The sequence below is a fragment of the Bacillus cereus group sp. N21 genome, assembly GCF_016483395.1.
GTDB classification, from domain to species: domain Bacteria; phylum Bacillota; class Bacilli; order Bacillales; family Bacillaceae_G; genus Bacillus_A; species Bacillus_A pseudomycoides.
The window spans coordinates 69,040-88,232 of the sequence record NZ_JAEHBX010000018.1 but is presented as its reverse complement, the minus strand read 5'-3'; the positions used below and the strand labels follow the sequence as shown (position 1 = coordinate 88,232).

Here is a 19,193-nt window from a genome sequence, read left to right as displayed (position 1 = left end):
CCAGCTGCGTCATCTAAGTACTACCAATTATTTCCTTATTTCAACCACCCTGTTTTCATCGCTCCGCTGGCTGCTTCATCTAAGTAATACCAATTAGTTCCTTCTTTCAACCAACCTGTTTTCATCGCTCCGCTGGCTGCTTCATCTAGGTAATACCAATTAGTTCCTTCTTTCAACCAACCTGTTTTCATCGCTCCGCCAGCTGCTTCATCTAAGTAATACCAATTAGTTCCTTCTTTCAACCAACCTGTTTTTTTACTACCATTTTCATAATAAAACCATTCACCATTTTCTAATTTCCATCCAGCTTGTTGAGTAGAATCTTGCGTTATGTTATTTGATGTTTCTGCTAAACTAGCAATCGGTTGGAAACCGAAGCCCAGAACCATAGCTAAAGAAAGTGCTGTAATTTGTTTTTTCATAAATTCATTCCTTTTTCCTAAATTTGACCATTGACTAAATCGTCATACTATGTATAAGTATAATTGTTTCTAAGATAAGAATAAGAGTAGTAACAAAAATGTAATAAAAATAAAACAGAATGAAATCCAGATGCAAACTTATTGCATACTGGACTTGCTTCTGTTTTATTCCTGCTATCTTCTACCTCTTTTACTAGCTTATAAAACAGGGTTTTTCTATTTATAATTTCTTACTCATCAATACCACCAACACAATAATCCCCACAAACATCGCCACTAAACATCCAATCAGTTTATAAAAACCTCTCTTTGTCAGCGTATTATCTTTCGTAATATCTTTGCGAACGAAGAAATACATGAATAGCATTAAAATAATACTTATACCAAACGCATAAAGAAATTGCATTTTTTCTCCTTCCTATATGTAAGACCTATAATTCATTATTTTCCACTTAATATCTTTTAGATAAAACAACAAACGAAATAAAAACCGTACTAATTGTTAAAGCAGCTAACATATTAAGTAATTCTCCAGCTGTCAATATAATGATTTCTAAATGTAACCCAATTGAAAAAATAATGAAATATATCAATAATGCAAAGAAAGAATAAAACATCCCTTTTTGACGGATTAACTTCATCCTTTCGTCTTTCTCTTTAAATTGTGGGTGAAGATAACTTAAACAAAAGCACATAATCATCATCGATGCTAATGTATAAGTCGGAGTTGGCGGCGCAGAATGTGTCATAATCCCTGCCAATACCATGAATCCACTCATAATTTAAAAAAACATTCCAATAATCAAAAAGTACTTCTGTGAATAATTCATTAATATTCCCCCTTCTCTATCATTCCCGTTCTTTCCCTTCATAAATAAATACATTCTCAATGGTTGTCTGAAATACTTTCGCAATTTCGAATGCTAAAGGAAGTGATGGATCATATTTTCCTTTTTCAATTGAAATAATCGTCTGTCTAGAAACACCAAGTTTTTCGGCTAACTTCTCTTGAGACAGTCCCAATTTTTTTCTGTATTCTACCATTTTGTTTTCCAAGGAAAATCCCCCCTCCTCCTTGAACAGAGTATAAATGTAAAGCAACCTTTACGTCAAGTATCCTTTACATTATTTACATAACTTTTCCAATTCTTCTTACTCCCGCCTTTTCTTTTTGATCACGACTATTGTCATAACTAAAATGGAATCCTATAGAGAGCGAACATCACGATATGTTCCATCCCTAACATATAGTTAACTTTATTTGTATAGATGGTTTTCATTATATTTATCCCTCTGTAATGAGAAAAATTAATATTGTTATCTGCACTTTATCTTTTTAAAATATTACATTTTTTCTCCTATACGAATGAAGCTGGCTACCCTTTTTAAGCTATTTTCTGCTATATTTGCAAAAACTAACGATTTATGAACCATTTTCAAATCATAATCATCACTTACAAGCAAATTTTTCTTTTTTCCTTTCAATATTTAACACTATTGAAATAAAGTTAACAATAAATTCATAATTTTTTATTTTTTATACTATATCCTGTTATATTGTTGTATAATATTCTTGAAAGCGCTTATTATTTTAATATACATAAATCAAACCATATTTTAACGAAACATTCTTACAATTCATTTTATATTTTCATATGGAAGATTTCGTTCCAAGTGCGGATGTACCAGATGAAATCACCTATTTTTTCCTTAAAATTACTTTATAACATGAAAGATTAACTTGGGTGATAAGTAATTGTGAATGTTTTTTTACAAAACGGATAAGTAATAATGTTTGGTATTATGTAAATTATCGTAATAACATAAGAGTAAAGATAACATTTACATTCATTACTGGTTGATCAATTATGAAAAGAGCAAAATGCATTCTTTCGCATTATGAAAGAAGGATTACATGCATTGGGAGGTTTAAACAAATGACGAGGAAGAATACAACGACAAACCCTTGGGCCAAATTCCATGGTCCGAACCTTGGCTATGTTATTGAACAGTATGATCGTTACGTGACAGGAGAAGGTTCTGTTGATCCGGAATTACAAGAGCTTTTTGAAACTTTTGGAGCTCCTCCATTCCAAGCAGATGTCGTAACAGGGGACAACATGGAAACAAATTTTTCTCCTCAAAACACAGGAAACATTGAAAAAATTCTTAAAGTCGTTCAACTTGTTGAGCATATCCGTTCATTCGGTCATACATCGGCTCATATTAATCCAATGGAAGAGCCTGCTGATGGACAATCTCTCATCGAGAAAGCAATGAATGAATTGAGCGATGCAGATTTGAAAGCGATTCCAGCTAAAACAGTATGGGCAGATGCACCAAATGATGTTCACACAGCTTTTGATGTAATTAATAGATTAAAAGATGTTTACACAAAATCTTTAGCCTATGAATTCTCGCATATACAAGATAGTGAAGAACGCACGTGGTTGCATCAAATGGTGGAATCAAATTCCCTGCGTCAACCATTAACAAATAAAAAACGAACTGCTCTCTTAAAACGCTTAACAGCTGTTGAAGGTTTCGAGCAATTTTTGCATAAAACATTCGTTGGCCAAAAACGTTTCTCCATCGAAGGCGTTGATATGCTTGTACCTGTACTAGATGAAATTATTTTAGAAGGTGCTAAAGGCGGCGTAAACGATGTCATGATTGGTATGGCTCACCGCGGTCGTCTAAGCGTACTCGCTCATGTATTAGAAAAACCATATAGTCACATGTTCGCAGAATTCAAACATGCAACTATTGAATCTGATAAATCACAAGATGTAATAAATAGTAGTGTCGGCTGGACTGGCGATGTGAAATACCATTTAGGTAGAGAACAAGTTGTCGGATCTGAAGAAGCTAGCACACGCGTTACATTAGCAAATAACCCAAGTCACCTTGAGTTTGTTAACCCAGTTGTTGAAGGTTATGCACGTGCTGCTCAAGAAGATCGTAAACAAGCTGGTTATCCTGAACAAGACGTTTCAAAATCATTCGTAATTTTAGTTCATGGTGATGCTGCATTCCCTGGGCAAGGTATTGTATCTGAAACATTGAACTTAAGCAGATTGAATGCATACCAAACTGGTGGAACAATTCATGTTATCGCGAATAACGCAATCGGCTTTACGACTGATAGCTATGATTCTCGTTCTACGAAATATTCAAGTGATCTTGCGAAAGGATTCGATATTCCAATCGTTCACGTGAATGCTGATGATCCTGAAGCTTGTCTTGCTGCTGCTAACCTTGCAATTCAATATCGTATGCTGTTCAAAAAAGACTTCTTAATCGATTTAATCGGTTACCGTCGTTACGGTCATAACGAAATGGATGATCCAGCAGTTACGCAACCACAAGTTTATAAAAAAATTAAAAACCATCCAACTGTAAGAGCTTTATATGCAAGCCAATTAGAAGCTGCAGGCGTTCTAAATGCAGATGAGGTTGAAACAATTACTCAGTTTATACAAGAAGAGTTAAAAGCTGAATATGCACAAGTACCACCAGCAGATACAAGTGACGTAGCAATTCACGTTAAAGTTCCAGACGTTGTTGCGAAAGGAATTCAGCCGATTGATACTGGTCTTCCACTTGAAACACTTCGCGCAATTAACGAAGGGCTTTTAACTTGGCCAGAAGGCTTTAACGTATATCCGAAAGTGAAGAAGATTCTTGAGCGCCGTAAAGATGCTCTTGAAGAGAACGGTAAAATTGAATGGGCACTTGCTGAATCTTTAGCATTCGCTTCTATTTTACAAGAAGGTACGCCAATTCGTTTAACTGGTCAAGACTCACAGCGTGGTACGTTCGCACACCGTCATATCGTACTGCATGATACAGAAACAAACGAAACATATTCACCATTACATCGCCTGCCGAATATACGCGCATCGTTCTCTGTTCATAACAGTCCGTTATCAGAAGCTGCTGTTGTCGGCTATGAATACGGTTATAATGTATTCGCTCCAGAAACTTTAGTTATGTGGGAAGCGCAATACGGTGATTTCTCAAATACTGCGCAAGCATTATTTGATCAATATGTTTCATCAGGAAGAGCAAAATGGGGACAAAAATCAGGTCTAGTTCTTCTTTTACCTCATGGTTATGAAGGTCAAGGACCAGAGCACTCTAGTGCACGTCCAGAGCGCTTCTTACAACTAGCTGCAGAAAATAACTGGACTGTTGCAAACTTAACAAGCGCGGCACAATACTTCCATATCTTGCGCCGTCAAGCATCAATCCTTGGTACAGAAGCTGTTCGTCCATTAGTAATCATGACACCAAAAAGCTTATTGCGTCACCCACTTACAGCTTCATCAGGTAGCCAGTTAAGTGAAGGACGTTTCCAACCTGCGTTAGAGCAAGAAAACCTTGGCATAAAACCAAACAAAGTAAAACGTCTTGTCTTAACAACTGGTAAAATGGCAATTGATTTAGCGGCAGAGATTGAATCCGGAAAACATGAGTACAATTTAGATGAAGTTCATATTGTTCGTATTGAGCAATTGTACCCATTCCCTGCTGAAAAAGTTCAATCTATTATGAAACGCTTTAAAAACTTAGAAGAAATTATTTGGGTACAAGAAGAACCAAGAAACATGGGTGCATGGCATTACATGGCTCCAATTCTGTTTGAACTTGCTGGCGATAAATTAAAAACAGGCTACATTGGACGCCCAGACCGTTCAAGTCCTTCAGGTGGCGATCCACATGCACACCGAGCAGAACAAGAACTTATCGTTGCACACGCATTAGATACAAAGTATAACTTTCGTCAAGATAAACAAGAAATAGAAGTTTATAGCAACTAAAAACGAAAGTGATTTGCTCTAGCTCATGCGGGCAGAGTTCCTTACACCCGAGAACGTAAAGAATTTCTGCCCAATCAAGCTGGAAACTTTGAGATTACCGAAGAAAAAAAAGACAAAACACACACCGTTAGGCAAATAAGGGGAGGACATTTAAAATGATCGAAATTAAAGTACCTGAGCTTGCAGAATCTATTTCAGAAGGAACTATCTCACAATGGCTTATCAATGTAGGCGACAAAGTTGAGAAAGGTGGCAGCGTTGTTGAGCTTGAAACGGATAAAGTCAATGTTGAAATCATTGCAGAAGATTCAGGTATTGTATCACAACTACTAGGAGAACCTGGAGATACAGTTGAAGTTGGCGACATCATTGCAATTTTAGATGCAAACGGCGCTGCAGTAAGTACACCTGCTCCAGCAGCAGCTCCAGAACAACCAAAACAAGAAGTTACTGAAGCACCAAAAGCTGAGGCTCCAAAAACAGCTTTACAAGGTCTTCCAAATACAGATCGCCCTATCGCATCACCTGCTGCTAGAAAAATGGCACGTGAATTAGGAATCGACTTAAATGAAGTACGCAGCACTGATCCACTTGGCCGTGTAAGACCACACGATGTACAAGCACATGCTGCTGCACCAAAAGCAGAGCCAAAACAAGAAAAAACAAGTCCAAAAACAGCTGCAAAAACTGAATTTGAAAAACCAGTTGAGCGCGTAAAAATGTCCCGCCGCCGTCAAACAATTGCAAAACGTCTTGTAGAAGTTCAGCAAACATCTGCAATGTTAACAACATTTAACGAAGTTGATATGACTGCAATCATGGAATTACGTAAAGAACGTAAAGATTCATTCGAGAAAAAACATGATGTTCGTCTTGGCTTTATGTCATTCTTCACAAAAGCAGTTGTTGCAGCGTTAAAACAATTCCCATTGTTAAATGCTGAAATCCAAGGTGACGAGCTTATCATTAAAAAATTCTATGATATCGGAATCGCTGTAGCAGCTCCAGATGGATTAGTTGTTCCAGTTGTACGCGATGCAAATCAATTGAACTTTGCTGAAATCGAAAGCGAAATTCGTGAACTAGGTAAAAAAGCACGCGATAACAAACTTACATTAAAAGAACTACAAGGTGGTACATTTACAATTACAAACGGTGGTGTGTTCGGCTCCCTTATGTCAACACCAATCTTAAACAGCCCACAAGTAGGTATTCTTGGAATGCATAAAATTCAAGTAAGACCAGTTGCAATCGATGCAGAACGTATGGAAAACCGTCCGATGATGTACATTGCTCTATCTTACGACCACCGCATCGTCGATGGTAAAGAAGCAGTTAGCTTCCTTGTTGCTGTTAAAGAAATGCTTGAAGATCCAAAATCATTATTATTAGAAGGTTGATAGACTTTCTAAATCATACTGGCTACATGAAAGAATCGATTGATTCTCTCATGTAGCTTTTTTTATATAAATTAAAAACCGGACATAAACCCTTTCTTTTTAGGGGGAAGAGAGCATCCAGCCATGCATAGAAGCGATCAGATCCCCTTCCTGCCCCATGTCAACAAATGAAAACAAGTAGCGCTCCCCTTTTCTTCTTCGTAGCAGCGACTTATATATTGAAAAATCAAAATGAGTTTATATATTACACGGATACGCTAAAATACTAATAATCTTTTAGAACTCATAAAGGACAACTCACAATACATACACTGATAACGTATGTCTAGAACAAATTTACTGATAAGGAGGAACACAATGAGTACTCTCACAGCTTCCACAAAGCTAAAAATGAACAAGGATACCTTTTTCCTCCCCGACTCAAACGGGGGTGTCTATTTTCGAAACAACTCCAGTTCATTCCGAATGCAAGGTAATGGTATCTATGAATGGATTGAAAAATTAATGCCTATGTTTAATGGAGAACATACTTTGGAAGAACTAACAAGCGGACTCCCCCTCCCTTATCAAAATAGAGTTTTTGAACTTGGAGAACTTTTGCACGAAAATGGTTTTGTACGTGATGTAAGTCAAGATTCCCCTCACCAGTTAGAGGATGCCTTACTTGAGAGATACGCATCGCAAATCGATTTTTTAGAGACTTCCTCTCATTCAGGTGCCTTGAAATTTCAAATGTATCGACAAGCGAAGGTCTTAGCAATTGGATCTGGCTCTATTTTCACTTCATTAGTTTATTCTTTACTTGAATCTGGTTTACCTGAGTTTCACTGTCTTATTACCGACTCTACCGCAACAAATCGCTCTCGATTAATTGAGATTGTACAAAAAGCCCATGATGCTGATCAAAATGTACTTGTTCAAGAAATAGATACAACGATAGATCGTTCCTTGCAGGAAATTTTTCAACATTTTGATTGGATTCTATATGTATCTCAAAATGGAAATATTGAAAAATTAAGAGCGATCCACGCGATTTGTAGAGAAGAAAAGAAAAACTTTCTTCCTGCTTTATGCTTGGAGCAAGTAGGCTTAGCTGGTCCTGTCATTACTACAGAATCTGAAGAATGCTGGGAATCTGCATGGCGACGCGTACATGAGACTGCCCTTCAAAAAGATCAACTATTAGAGCCTTTCTCTCCAATCGCTGGGGCTATGTTAGCAAACATTATCGTTTTTGAGTTATTCAAAAATATTACAGGCGCTTCAAATAGAGAGCAAAATAAACAATTCTTTTTACTAAATTTTGAAACGCTAGAAGGCAACTGGCACACTTTCATCAAACACCCACTTATAACAACCAAAAACTTTACAATAGAAACGATACAAGACATTGATGAAACTCTCAAAAGACATTCAAACCAAAGCCCTTCGAATGAACTTTTTCGCTTTTTTGACCAATTAACCTCAAACAAATCTGGAATTTTTCACATATGGGATGAACAAGACCTAAAACAATTACCGTTATCTCAGTGCTATGCTCAAGTTCCGAATCCATTATCAGAAGGACCTACTACGCTCCTGCCTACCATAATTTGCGGCGGATTGACTCATGATGAAGCACGCCGCGAAGCAGGTCTAACCGGAATTGAAACATATGTAACTCAAATGGTTCATTTCCTTATTCCTGAACAAGATGGATTCATTGGAATTGGGGCTGGGGAAACAATGTTAGAGGGAGTGTACCGTGCACTACAAAATCATTTAACACACACATTACAAACGAGGCAGTTGACCAAAACAGAAGAAATTACACAACTACAATTAACAGAGATTCACGACAAACACTGCCAATTTTATTTACGTGCACTCTCCACGATACATGGGGAACCAATGGTAGGAATTGGTGAAGAGGTGCTAGGTTTTCCTGTGGTTTGGATCGGTGTACACAACCAGTGGTACGGTAGTACTGACTTAAATATAACATTAGCACTAAGAAATGCATTACAACAAGCACTACTTCATGTCCAAAATCAAGAAGTTCCCTATAAATCCAATATATTATTGGACTCCTCTATCCTTTTACACAGTGCAGAATCGTTTAGGGTTGAAATACAAAAAGAAGAAGAAATGCCACAATTAGAATCCTTGCAATTAGCCTTACAAAATTTAAAAGAGCATAAACTTCATCCCTTCGTCCTCGACCTAGCAATTGAACCCTTTTTAAAAGAAGGATTAGGCGGTGTAGTTGGTGTGGTAATCAAAGAGGAGGTAGAATGATGAATCGAAAAATATTAATCATAGGAGATGGCATACTAGCAGACTATGTAAATCAACAATTATCCGCTCACTATCCAATTATTCATCAACATACATTTGAAGAAAAACTCCCAGAAAATATCTATCTTGCTCTCGTATTACACGATGGTTCTCCTCCCTCTATACATCATGAAGCTGAAGAAACATTTCGCTCCGCTAACATTCCATGGCTTCGGGGCTTTACTTCATTTGGTGAGGGTATCATTGGTCCTTATGTTAGACCCGATAAGGCAGGGTGCTCCCATTGTGCTGATGCACGGCGTTTCATAGCTGGCTTTGACCAAAAAGAAATGTGGGAGCTACAGCGGAAATATTCCTTAAAAACAGATGATGCCATACAGCGAGATGTATGTGCAACGCAAACTGGGTTACTACAAATGTGTCAGCTTATTCATGCTGAAACAGAGAAGATAGTAACAAAAGGGCATACCTCTTTAGCTGAAGAACTAATTTTACTTAACATGCAAACCTTTCAATGTTCACGTCATTCATTTCTTCCTGATCCTCTATGCCCAATGTGTAGCACATTACCTGATGACACTGCAACGGATGCCTACATTTCACTCCAGTCAAGTTTTAAAACTGGCAATGAAAGTTATCGTTGTCGTTCTATTGAAGATTTAAATACATTTTTGACTAAAGATTATTTAGATTATCGGACTGGACTTTTAAATGGAAAAATGCAGCATTCCTTATTACCATTTGCTGATGTTATTGTAAATATGCCGTTACTTTTAGGGAATGAAGGAGTTGCGGGCCGAACACATTCATTCAGGGCTAGTGAAGCAACTGCTATCTTAGAAGGATTAGAACGATACTGTGGAATGACCCCTCGCGGGAAACGGACAAATGTTCATGGTAGCTACCGAGAGTTAGAAGATACAGCCATCAATCCTCTCACAATCGGTGTACATACAGATGAACATTATAAAAAAACAGATTTCCCATTTAAACCGTTTGATCCTGATTATCCTCAAGACTGGGTATGGGGTTATTCTTTATCACAAAATCGTCCCATCTTAGTTCCGGAATCGATTGCATATTATAGCCTAGGACACAGGGACGCTTTTGTTTATGAAACTTCAAACGGCTGTGCAATTGGAGGCAGTTTAGAAGAAGCGATTTTCCATGGCATTTTAGAAATAGTCGAACGCGATGCTTTCTTGCTAACTTGGTATGCACAATTACCACTTCTCCGCCTTGATCTAGCTTCTGCGGACGACGTGGAACTACAATTGATGATTGAACGAATGCGCACGATTACAGGCTATGATTTACATGTTTTTGATGCAACGATGGAGCATGGTATTCCAAGTATATGGGCAATTGCAAAAAATACAAAACAAGATGGAATGAATCTCGTCTGTGCAGGTGGTGCCCACATGGAACCACTGCGAGCTGTTAAAAATGCTATCCATGAATTAGCAGGTATGTTACTTACAATGGATGAAAAATTTGAAGCAAGTAAACAAAAATACGAACAATGTTTACGTGATCCCTATCTTGTCACCCAAATGGATGATCATAGTATGGTATATGGTTTACCAGAAGCCGAAGAACGCCTTCAATTTTTATTGAATGACAATCGGTCTGTACAAACATTTCAACAAATGAATCAGTTAAGATCTATCGATAGGGATCTAACTTCGGACCTTCGCCATCTTTTAGATCGACTACATCACTCAGGTCTTGAAGTCATCGTCATTGACCAAACTGTTCCTCTCATACGAAAGAACGGATTATATTGTGTGAAAGTACTAATTCCTGGTATGTTGCCAATGACATTTGGACATCAACTTACTCGCACAACAGGACTACAAAGAGTACTTACCGTACCACTGGAACTTGGATATACCAATGAGCCACTTACATTTGAACAACTTAATCCACATCCTCATCCGTTTCCATAAGTCACAATAAGGAGGTAGATTGATGCAACTAGAAACATTTCTACACAATTTGCATTTTTCCATTGATGAAATCATGCCCCAAGACAAGGAAATTAACTGGGCTGATGCCCCCCTTCCCTATAAACTATACCGTAATCTACCTGTCATCCCTCTTTCTCTAGAGGTACCGCTAACATTGCGAGATCAAAATCTGTCTAAAGAACCCACTCTCGAGCAAATCGGACATTGTCTCTGGTATACATTTGGCCTAACTCAATTGTGCCAGCCTTCCCTCGGCTTAGAAGAACAAAATACAACAAATATATACCGAAGATTTATTCCTTCTGGAGGAGCTCTATATCCAAATGAATTATATTTGTATTTAAAAATGAATCATTGTCCACAGGGAATCTATCATTATGACGCAGCACATCATCGTCTCGTATTACTGCGTGAAGGAAATTTTGACTCTTATCTCACGGAGGCACTTGGAAATCGCTGCAATCTATCTGCTTGCTTCGGCACCGCCTTTGTATCAACAATGTTTTGGAAAAATTTCTTTAAATATAATAACTTTTCCTACCGTCTCCAAGGTCTAGATACTGGTGTCCTCATCGGCCAATTACTAGAAGTCTCTAAACAATTCGGCTATACATCTGGTGTATATTTTCAATTTCTTGATAGAGCCATTAATCATTTACTCGGACTATCGGAGCAAGAAGAAAGTGTGTATGCAGTTATCCCATTATCTAACCACCCTGCAGAAGAATGGTTTCATCCAAATAATACAGGCGCAAACGTTACTTCTTATGAACTCTCACAGCAGCTTCCCGTTTTAGAGCATGAACACTTTGTTCGCTCAAAGAACTTTACTGATCACCCTCTAATAACAACAATGAATGCAGCATCTATGCTAGATTCAACTGAACAATTTCGAACTGTGACAGAAGAGGCAACTGTTCCACATCACACACAAACTTTGACACTCCCCAGAGTAGAGCGATTATCATACGATTTCGCAACAGCTTGTCAAAAACGTTATTCACCTGATTTAGATTTTGTCTTAAGGAAAATAAGCGATACGCAACTAGCTACTTTACTTCAAGAAACAACTCTTTCCTTTCCTTATCAAAATGATTTAGACGGAACACATATAAAGACAAAATCACGTGTCTCACTATACGGATGCTTTTATAACGTAGACGGTTTGCCAAATGGTGCCTATTCCTACGACAGTAAGGCTCATACATTAGAAAAAATTCAATTAGGAGATCTCCGCTATCCTTTACAATCCGGTATGACAATGGACAATGTAAATCTCTTTCAAGTACCACTCTGTTTACATGTAATAGGAAATAAAGATTATTTAAAAAACGATTTAGGTTATAGAGGATATCGAATTCAACAAATGGAAGCTGGAATGCTCGTCCAAAAACTCGTCTTAGCAGCCTCAGCTATGGATATGGGAGGTCACCCGCTCTTAGGATTTGATGCAAACTTATGTGACAAACTGTATGAAACTGATACAAAAAGAAAAACGACCCTTATTCAAATTCCAGTTGGTCCCTATCGCCATCGCACTTGGTTAAAAGGATATTTGCATAGCTAAAAACACGCCCTGCGCTCAGTACACTGTGCTAGCAAAGGGCGTGTTTTTGAAGGGATTTTATATAAATCCATTTTGATTTTTCAACATGTAAATTGCTGCTACGAAGAACAAAAGGTACCTTACACTCGCTTTCTCCCTCTGTTTTCACTTGGCATAGGGCAGGAAAAGGATTTGACCGCTTCTATGCATGGTTGGATGCTCTCTCCTACCTAAAAAGAAGGGGTTTTGTCGTTTTTAATTTGGATTTATATAAGACCTGCTTTCACTACTAAATTACTTTAAAGATACTCTTAATCTGTCTTGCAAACAACCAATTCTTCGTTCCGCAGTTATCATTTAAACTATCTAGCATAATAGAATTCCCATTAGAGAACTTCAACTCTAATGTTGTATTTTTATCATTTGTTTTTAGGCTTATATCTGTAATATTCTCATACTTTAATTTTTCAACTTTAATATACTCTTCTTGCACCTGACCAATGACAACATGATCTTGGAAAAAGAAGAACACTTCCGCTTTTTTTCCAAAGCAAAATACATTTTTCGGGTAAATTAATGTAGCGTTATCAATCGCAATGCATAGTTCCTTTATTTCTTGGACAATTTCTCCAAAGTCCTCCTCATGTCTTGCGTTTGACTCTGCAATCCACTCTTCTACTGTTCTCATATTTATTGCCATTTCTTATCCTCCATCATCATTCATTACTAGCTTGTTTCTATCGTATTTTTATGTATGTAAAAAATAAATACTATATGAAAATATAATAGATACGTACTACATTTTTCAAGGACAAATATGATTTTATATATCTTTTTATAATTCTGTGTTTTCAAAATAAAAAAATAGCACTTCTATAAGAAGTACTATTCCGCTCGCCGCGCTGCTTGTTGAACTGGATCCCAAACACTGTTATATGGCGGTGCATAACTTAAATCGACATCTTCTAAATCATGAATGCTCATTTTATGAAAGAGCGCCATTGCAATAACATCGATTCGTTTATCCACGCCTTCTTCTCCGATCACTTGTCCGCCTAATAGTTGTTTTGTATCAGAACGATACACTAATTTCACATAAAGCGGCGTTGCATTTGGATAATAGCCAGCCATACTGGTTGCATCTACTTTCACCGTTTTATATGGTATTTTCAATCCGCTTGCTTCTTTTTCACTTAAACCCGTTCTCGCTAAAGTGAGTCCCATAAATTTAATAATGCTCGTACCGAGAGTGCCTTTAAATGCTCTTCGTTTATCAACCATATTCAATCCTGCAAGACGCCCTTGCTTATTTGCAGTTGTACCGATTGGAATATGATCATGCGTTTCTTTTATGATGTGATAATGCGTTGCACAATCTCCTGCTGCATAGATATCTTCCACATTCGTTTGCATATAAGCATTTACTTCTATAGCCCCTTTTTTGTTCGTGCGAATCGCTGTTCCGTTAACAAACTCTGTGTTTGGCTGCACGCCAACTGATACTAGAACGAGATCCGTTTTATACGTTCCTTTATCCGTTTCAACAAATTCAACTTTCTCTTTCCCCTTAAATGCTTTTACATTTTCATTTGTTAAAATTTCAATATTATATTTTGCTGCTTCTTCATGTATATATGCTGCCATATCGGCATCATATATTGTGCCAATATGTTCATTTCGCTCAATCATTCGCACCTTTTTCCCAAGCTCTACAAATGTTTCAGCCATTTCAAGACCAATTGCCCCGCCGCCAATAATGGTTACTTGCTCAACACTCTGTTCCTGTAACGTCTCCAATATTCTATGGGCATCCGGAATTGTTTTTAAAAGATGAACACCTTGCAGGTTGTTTCCTTCCCAGTCCGGCATAACAGGTCTAACTCCTGTCGCAATTAGTAAGCGATCATATTTATATTGAAATGCCTCGTTTTCACTTATATGTATACCATGCACAATTTTGTTTTCAGTATCAATTTTCGTTACTTCATGGTGTGTTTTCGCATCAATTCCATACTTATCACGAAATATGCTAATGTCTCGTGCAATTAATTTTTCAGTAGAAGTAATCACACCGCTAATAACGTACGGAAGTCCACACTGCGCATATGAATATATTTCACCTTTTTCTAACGTTACAACTTTTGCTTCTTTATCATTTCTAATAATTTGCATAGCCGCACTCATGCCAGCTGCATCTCCGCCAATGATTACATAGTTCACCAAATCACTCCTTTGTACAGTCTCTATCGTTTACATTCTCCAGATTCACTGTAAATAAATCCTTTTTTCTATAAGTAGCTTATACAAAGTATATGTTTTCTCCCTTTTGTTTATAAATGAAACCACTTCGTCCAAATATAATAACGCATACCTTTGTATATACATTTTGATTTTCCAACATATAAGTCGCGGCTATACATACAAAAAGAGCCTTGCACTCATTTTCTCCCTTTGTTTTCATATAGCATGGGGCTCAAAAAGGACCTGACCACTTCTATGCTTGGCCGGACGCTCTCTCCCTCCTAAAAAGAAAGGTTTTCTGTCAGTTTTTCAATTTATATTCATATATTTTTGATTTCCAACATACAGATCGCGGCTATACATACAAAAAGAGCCTTGCACTCATTTTCTCCCTTTGTTTTCACTTGGCATGAAGCTCAAAAAGGCTCTGACCGCTTCTTTGCTTGGCCGGATCCCCTCTCACACCTAAAAAGAATGGTTTTCTATCAGTTTTTCAATTTGTATTCATATATTTTTAAACATCCTTTGAACACTATAGGTAAAGTGTCGTGTCTCATAAACCTAATTATTAATATGCTATAACAATCGCAATGGAAAGTAGGTGAACAGAATCAATGTGCAGTAATTTTCTTATCTCTACTCCTGCTGAACCCAAAGTTGTCCAACCACTGGAACAAGAATTCAGTATTAGTGCAACACTTTACGGTGCACAGGCTTGGTCGGCTGATAGCGATACCTTTTTTCAAGAAATTTGGAAATCCACCCTGTTTGCATCCACCTCTCAGCCTGACGATGCTGTCTATCCACTTGGTATTCTAAAGATTATCAACCTCTCTTACGACACAATAACAGTTGTAACATCAAAAAAATTAAACAGTAGACTGGAGATTACAGTTCCACCGAACTCGGAAGCCATACTTTCTTCCAGTTCTTTAGCCGATGTCCAGGCTAGTACAACTGGCAGAGCAAGCAGAGTCAACTTTCTCTTTCATATCTTTTTCTCTCGCGAACCAGTTAGAACTTCCCTCATGCCATTACAAAAATAACAAAAAGGTAATCTTGCCTTTAAATTCTTCTATATTTTTCAACCGGAATAATGTAATCATTACCATGACACATAAAAGGATTTGTTACATGAAATGCAAACACATAAAGTGAAACTTTAATCAGTGGGGATTTTCTTCATCCCCCACTGATTATTAGCCCTCACCAATCGGGCTTTTACGGGCAGTTGGTCCCCACCTATCTTCCTCGTTTCTCTCTAAATCTTGAGGTGGGGGTCTTACTGCCCGTTAATGCGGGATAAATAAAAAAGGTACAACCATTATCGTTGATGTACCTTTCATTTCTACAACATAAAAAATAATAATGCCTACTCCTTTGACTTTATAAGCTCAGCATTATACGTCTCCACATCATTCAACTCTCCTGTATAATACGGATTTTCACGATACCACGACTGCTTTAAAAAGTATGATTGCATATCTTTCGTTTGAAAAACATGCCCATGCCGAGCATATATTTCATTTCTCGCGATCCGCAATTGTTCTTTTGTTAGGGACTGCAGCTCTACACTTGTTAACTTACGAATATGACTATCAGGAAAGAAAAATCCGTTATATACATATTTTGTTGTCACAGTTGATGGAGAAGAAGATGTTTCTTGTTTTTCAGGCTTCTTCTGAAACGAAAGTGTATAATATTGACTTGTCGATATATTTTCCACCTTTGTTTGTTCTTTTCCATTTGCACCTTCTTTTTCTAAATAAATAGAGACGCTTCCATCTGTAGCTACTGGTCCCCACTTAAATTCTTCCCCCACCAATGTCGTAATCGGTTTCTGGTTCGCATATAATGTTGCTCCCGCTACATTTGTTTGAATGGTAATGTAGTGACCTTTTAACGATAAGTCAACTGTTACATTATTTTGATTTTGTTTCATAAGTACAACCTTTTCTTCACGCGCTAGCTTCACATAATCATTTTTAAACTCTGATTGAAACGTTTGAATACCTGGGAAAAATGGTCCATATTGCTTTTCAAACATTTTATCAGTTGTCTTATCTAACTCTTTTTCATTTATTTTTAACAACGCATCTTTTTCATTCGTAAGGAGCGTTGCATAATAGGTTTTTGCTTTCAATTTATATCGATCAAATAGAAAGAGGTATTTTCCATCCTTCGTTAATACAAAATCTACTTTTTCTACATCATTTTGCTTCTTCTTTTGCTGTTGTATAGAAGCTTTTAAATCATTAACATAGGACGGATATTCTTTTATATACGAAAACAACGGTCTTACACTCTCTTTATCTACTACAAATTGTGGGTCATCTGTTGTAACAATATCAATGAATTTTTCCGTATCTCTGTCTTGTAAAATCGTAACCATTCTATCAATTTGTGCTTCTGCAGAATAATACTTTGTTCCATACAGGTATGCTTCGCCAAAACAAACAATAAAAAGAATGACAACCCCAATCCATATTTTCTTCCCCTTGCTTATTTCCTTTCGTATCTGTGGTTCCTTTTCGTTCCCTAATCGCTGGTGCTCATCTCTTCTAGCCCCACACTTTTGACAAAATTGCACGCCATTCTCTAACTGTGCACCGCACTTTACACAAACATTCATCCATTCATCCACCTTTTCATTAGAAGTTTGTTAAACCTCCAGTTAAGGTATCAAGTATTGTTTTTATATAGGACCAAAGCACAATCCAACTCGCAATGGAAATGAAAATATATGCGATAATAAGTGTATACACCGGATCTAATCCACCACGGTCTAACTTTAATATGGAAACAATTGTGCAAATCGTCATCCCTGTTACAGCGAACCCTAAAAATAGTGGAGATAGGAAGCCTAACAAAAAGCTAAATAACAATGCAAGAATAAGTATAGTGACAACCGGTGTTGAAATTGTTCCCCATACCCCTAATGCTTCTAAAAAAGAAAAAGATGATTTCATGAGCTTTCCACTTACAAAAATTATACCCCCAACAAATAGAAATAAAATTAATAAAAATAAAAAGACCTTAGCTGATTCCCCGAAAAAAGAAGGCTGTTCTTCAGGTACAAATCCGGCCCTACTTATAATTCCAGTTGCAATTGATGCCGTTGCACTCATCAGCCGGTAAAACATACAAGCAAAAAGGAAACAAATAAGAACAAGACTTGTAATCCCATTCCTTACTTCAATATGACCACTTTTCATAATTGCTGTTGGAGCTTTTAATGCATTCTTAAAAAACTGAAAGTAATCACTTGCAAATTGCTTCGCTTGCTCTACCTTTTCATTCGAACGGTTTGCCTGTACAGGTGCTGGTTGGGACAACTGCTGTTCTCCCTGTTCTGCATGATGCTCTACGGCTTGCTCCATAAGTGAATGTCCACAATTACCACAGAATTTCGCTTCACTTGCATGCTCAGTTTTACACTTTGGACACATCATCCTATCATCTCCCTCGCATGTATCTTCTAAGCCGTTACAGATTCAATATATGTACGAGGGGAGGAAACATGACTACAAGAAAAAGTTATATATTCTATAATTTCCCACTATCTATATTCTGATAATCTGCTAACAAAATGATATTATATAAAGTGACACTTTAATTAGTAGGGGGCTTACTACTCACATATAGTGGGATAAAACAAATAGATTGGACGAAAATTATGGAGCTAGTATACTCACTTTTTCATATATTCATTACGAGTTTGATACAATTATTTTCTTTAATCGGTATTATCATTTTGGTTGGTTTTTTACTAGGGTATTTAGAATCACTAACAAGGACATATTGGACGAGAGCTTTTGGTAGAAGAGGTTTCCTTTTATCAGCTTGGATTGGTGTTCCTATTCATGAATTGGGACATGCTATTATGTGTATCGTATTCCGTCACCAAATCGTATCGATTCAGCTATTCCCAACCAATACAAGTAACGGTTATTTAGGTTATGTAAGACACCAATATAATCAAAGAAGTATATATCAACGAATAGGGAATTTCTTCATCGGAATTGCTCCTATTTTTTCAGGAATGATTACATTAGTAATCTCTATGTATTATTTCGTACCACAGTCTTATTCCTTATTTATAAATGCTCTTAAAACAAATGCTCAAGCTGCTTCTATCAATATCGACACGCTGCAAAATATTTTCTTATCATCCATGCTTTTATTAAAAAGCCTTTTTACAGTTAGCAACTTATTTAATCCTTTGTTTTGGCTTTTTCTTTTCATCGCAATTTGTATCTCTACACATATTGCCTTGAGCAAACCAGATATAGAGGGCTCATTAGATGGAATCATCACTATGTTCATTCTCCTATTTCTGTTTAATAGCATAGCAAAGCTTTTTCATTATGATAGTAATCAGCTAATAGGAAATGTAGTGAAATACAATACGTACTTACTCGCTTTCTCTAGCATAGCCATACTATTTTCATGTATCGCTGTATTCATCAGCTTTATTTGCTCCAAAATTAAAACAGCTAGTTCGAAATGAACTA

General features: G+C 37.0%; 15 protein-coding genes. 7 read left to right on the top strand and 8 right to left on the bottom strand.

All coding sequences use genetic code 11. The features are described from left to right. Positions 1–35: 35 nt before the first annotated feature. From JDS96_RS12910 to JDS96_RS12895, 4 genes are all read right to left on the bottom strand, one after another. Positions 36–422: a hypothetical protein gene (locus JDS96_RS12910; RefSeq protein ID WP_274605950.1), complete on the bottom strand. Its 387-nt coding sequence runs from the start codon at positions 420–422 to the stop codon at positions 36–38. 220 nt (positions 423–642) lie between these two features. Next, complete coding sequence (locus tag JDS96_RS12905) at positions 643–828, bottom strand: DUF3976 domain-containing protein (RefSeq protein WP_018764077.1); 186 nt, start codon at positions 826–828, stop codon at positions 643–645. A 46-nt stretch (positions 829–874) separates the two neighbouring features. Next, positions 875–1,201, bottom strand: a complete 327-nt coding sequence (locus tag JDS96_RS12900; protein ID WP_242479901.1) for a permease — start codon at positions 1,199–1,201, stop codon at positions 875–877. Positions 1,202–1,271: 70 nt separating this feature from the next. Further along, entirely contained in the window at positions 1,272–1,478 is a 207-nt protein-coding gene (locus tag JDS96_RS12895; protein WP_199667067.1) for a helix-turn-helix transcriptional regulator, read from the bottom strand. Between the two features lie 881 nt (positions 1,479–2,359). On the opposite strand from JDS96_RS12895, the gene JDS96_RS12890 reads away from it, so the two are divergent. The 5 genes from JDS96_RS12890 to JDS96_RS12870 all read left to right on the top strand — a co-directional run bounded on the left by JDS96_RS12890 (position 2,360) and on the right by JDS96_RS12870 (position 12,459). Next, positions 2,360–5,245, top strand: coding sequence for a 2-oxoglutarate dehydrogenase E1 component (locus JDS96_RS12890; RefSeq protein ID WP_199667066.1), 2,886 nt, complete (start codon positions 2,360–2,362; stop codon positions 5,243–5,245). A 155-nt stretch (positions 5,246–5,400) separates the two neighbouring features. Then, the gene (odhB, locus tag JDS96_RS12885) at positions 5,401–6,645 is read left to right on the top strand and encodes a 2-oxoglutarate dehydrogenase complex dihydrolipoyllysine-residue succinyltransferase (protein ID WP_199667065.1); all 1,245 of its coding nucleotides are present in this window, start codon (positions 5,401–5,403) and stop codon (positions 6,643–6,645) included. A 357-nt stretch (positions 6,646–7,002) separates the two neighbouring features. Further along, positions 7,003–8,922, top strand: coding sequence for a putative thiazole-containing bacteriocin maturation protein (locus JDS96_RS12880; protein WP_199667064.1), 1,920 nt, complete (start codon positions 7,003–7,005; stop codon positions 8,920–8,922). After that, positions 8,922–10,871: a TOMM precursor leader peptide-binding protein gene (locus JDS96_RS12875; RefSeq protein WP_199667063.1), complete on the top strand. Its 1,950-nt coding sequence runs from the start codon at positions 8,922–8,924 to the stop codon at positions 10,869–10,871. Before JDS96_RS12880 ends, JDS96_RS12875 begins: the two co-directional genes overlap by 1 nt. Before the next feature lie 22 nt (positions 10,872–10,893). Then, positions 10,894–12,459 (top strand): SagB family peptide dehydrogenase, encoded by a 1,566-nt coding sequence (locus JDS96_RS12870; RefSeq protein WP_199667062.1) that lies wholly within the window; start codon positions 10,894–10,896, stop codon positions 12,457–12,459. A gap of 268 nt (positions 12,460–12,727) precedes the next feature. On the opposite strand, the gene JDS96_RS12865 is transcribed toward JDS96_RS12870, so the two are convergent. Further along, positions 12,728–13,138, bottom strand: a complete 411-nt coding sequence (locus JDS96_RS12865; RefSeq protein WP_003203224.1) for a DUF3908 family protein — start codon at positions 13,136–13,138, stop codon at positions 12,728–12,730. Between the two features lie 185 nt (positions 13,139–13,323). Then, positions 13,324–14,658 carry an FAD-dependent oxidoreductase gene (locus JDS96_RS12860; RefSeq protein ID WP_199667061.1) on the bottom strand — a complete coding sequence of 445 codons (1,335 nt, stop codon included), beginning with the start codon at positions 14,656–14,658 and terminating at the stop codon, positions 13,324–13,326. 635 nt (positions 14,659–15,293) lie between these two features. On the opposite strand from JDS96_RS12860, the gene JDS96_RS12855 reads away from it, so the two are divergent. Further along, positions 15,294–15,725 (top strand): hypothetical protein, encoded by a 432-nt coding sequence (locus JDS96_RS12855; protein WP_199667060.1) that lies wholly within the window; start codon positions 15,294–15,296, stop codon positions 15,723–15,725. A gap of 326 nt (positions 15,726–16,051) precedes the next feature. On the opposite strand, the gene JDS96_RS12850 is transcribed toward JDS96_RS12855, so the two are convergent. Continuing rightward, positions 16,052–17,311: a TcaA 3rd/4th domain-containing protein gene (locus tag JDS96_RS12850; RefSeq protein ID WP_199667059.1), complete on the bottom strand. Its 1,260-nt coding sequence runs from the start codon at positions 17,309–17,311 to the stop codon at positions 16,052–16,054. Between the two features lie 19 nt (positions 17,312–17,330). Continuing rightward, positions 17,331–18,131 (bottom strand): zinc ribbon domain-containing protein, encoded by an 801-nt coding sequence (locus JDS96_RS12845; protein ID WP_199667058.1) that lies wholly within the window; start codon positions 18,129–18,131, stop codon positions 17,331–17,333. 224 nt (positions 18,132–18,355) lie between these two features. Between JDS96_RS12845 and JDS96_RS12840 the strand changes: the two genes are divergently transcribed. Continuing rightward, the gene (locus JDS96_RS12840) at positions 18,356–19,189 is read left to right on the top strand and encodes a hypothetical protein (protein ID WP_199667057.1); all 834 of its coding nucleotides are present in this window, start codon (positions 18,356–18,358) and stop codon (positions 19,187–19,189) included. The last annotated feature ends 4 nt before the right edge of the window (positions 19,190–19,193 follow it).

Coding starts and splice junctions, on each gene's coding strand:
- JDS96_RS12910 (WP_274605950.1), bottom strand. CDS start 422: ATGAAAAAACAAATTACAGCACTTTCTTTAGCTATGGTTCTGGGCTTC.
- JDS96_RS12905 (WP_018764077.1), bottom strand. CDS start 828: ATGCAATTTCTTTATGCGTTTGGTATAAGTATTATTTTAATGCTATTC.
- JDS96_RS12900 (WP_242479901.1), bottom strand. CDS start 1,201: ATGAGTGGATTCATGGTATTGGCAGGGATTATGACACATTCTGCGCCG.
- JDS96_RS12890 (WP_199667066.1), top strand. CDS start 2,360: ATGACGAGGAAGAATACAACGACAAACCCTTGGGCCAAATTCCATGGT.
- odhB (WP_199667065.1), top strand. CDS start 5,401: ATGATCGAAATTAAAGTACCTGAGCTTGCAGAATCTATTTCAGAAGGA.
- JDS96_RS12880 (WP_199667064.1), top strand. CDS start 7,003: ATGAGTACTCTCACAGCTTCCACAAAGCTAAAAATGAACAAGGATACC.
- JDS96_RS12875 (WP_199667063.1), top strand. CDS start 8,922: ATGAATCGAAAAATATTAATCATAGGAGATGGCATACTAGCAGACTAT.
- JDS96_RS12870 (WP_199667062.1), top strand. CDS start 10,894: ATGCAACTAGAAACATTTCTACACAATTTGCATTTTTCCATTGATGAA.
- JDS96_RS12865 (WP_003203224.1), bottom strand. CDS start 13,138: ATGGCAATAAATATGAGAACAGTAGAAGAGTGGATTGCAGAGTCAAAC.
- JDS96_RS12855 (WP_199667060.1), top strand. CDS start 15,294: ATGTGCAGTAATTTTCTTATCTCTACTCCTGCTGAACCCAAAGTTGTC.
- JDS96_RS12850 (WP_199667059.1), bottom strand. CDS start 17,311: ATGAATGTTTGTGTAAAGTGCGGTGCACAGTTAGAGAATGGCGTGCAA.
- JDS96_RS12845 (WP_199667058.1), bottom strand. CDS start 18,131: ATGATGTGTCCAAAGTGTAAAACTGAGCATGCAAGTGAAGCGAAATTC.
- JDS96_RS12840 (WP_199667057.1), top strand. CDS start 18,356: ATGGAGCTAGTATACTCACTTTTTCATATATTCATTACGAGTTTGATA.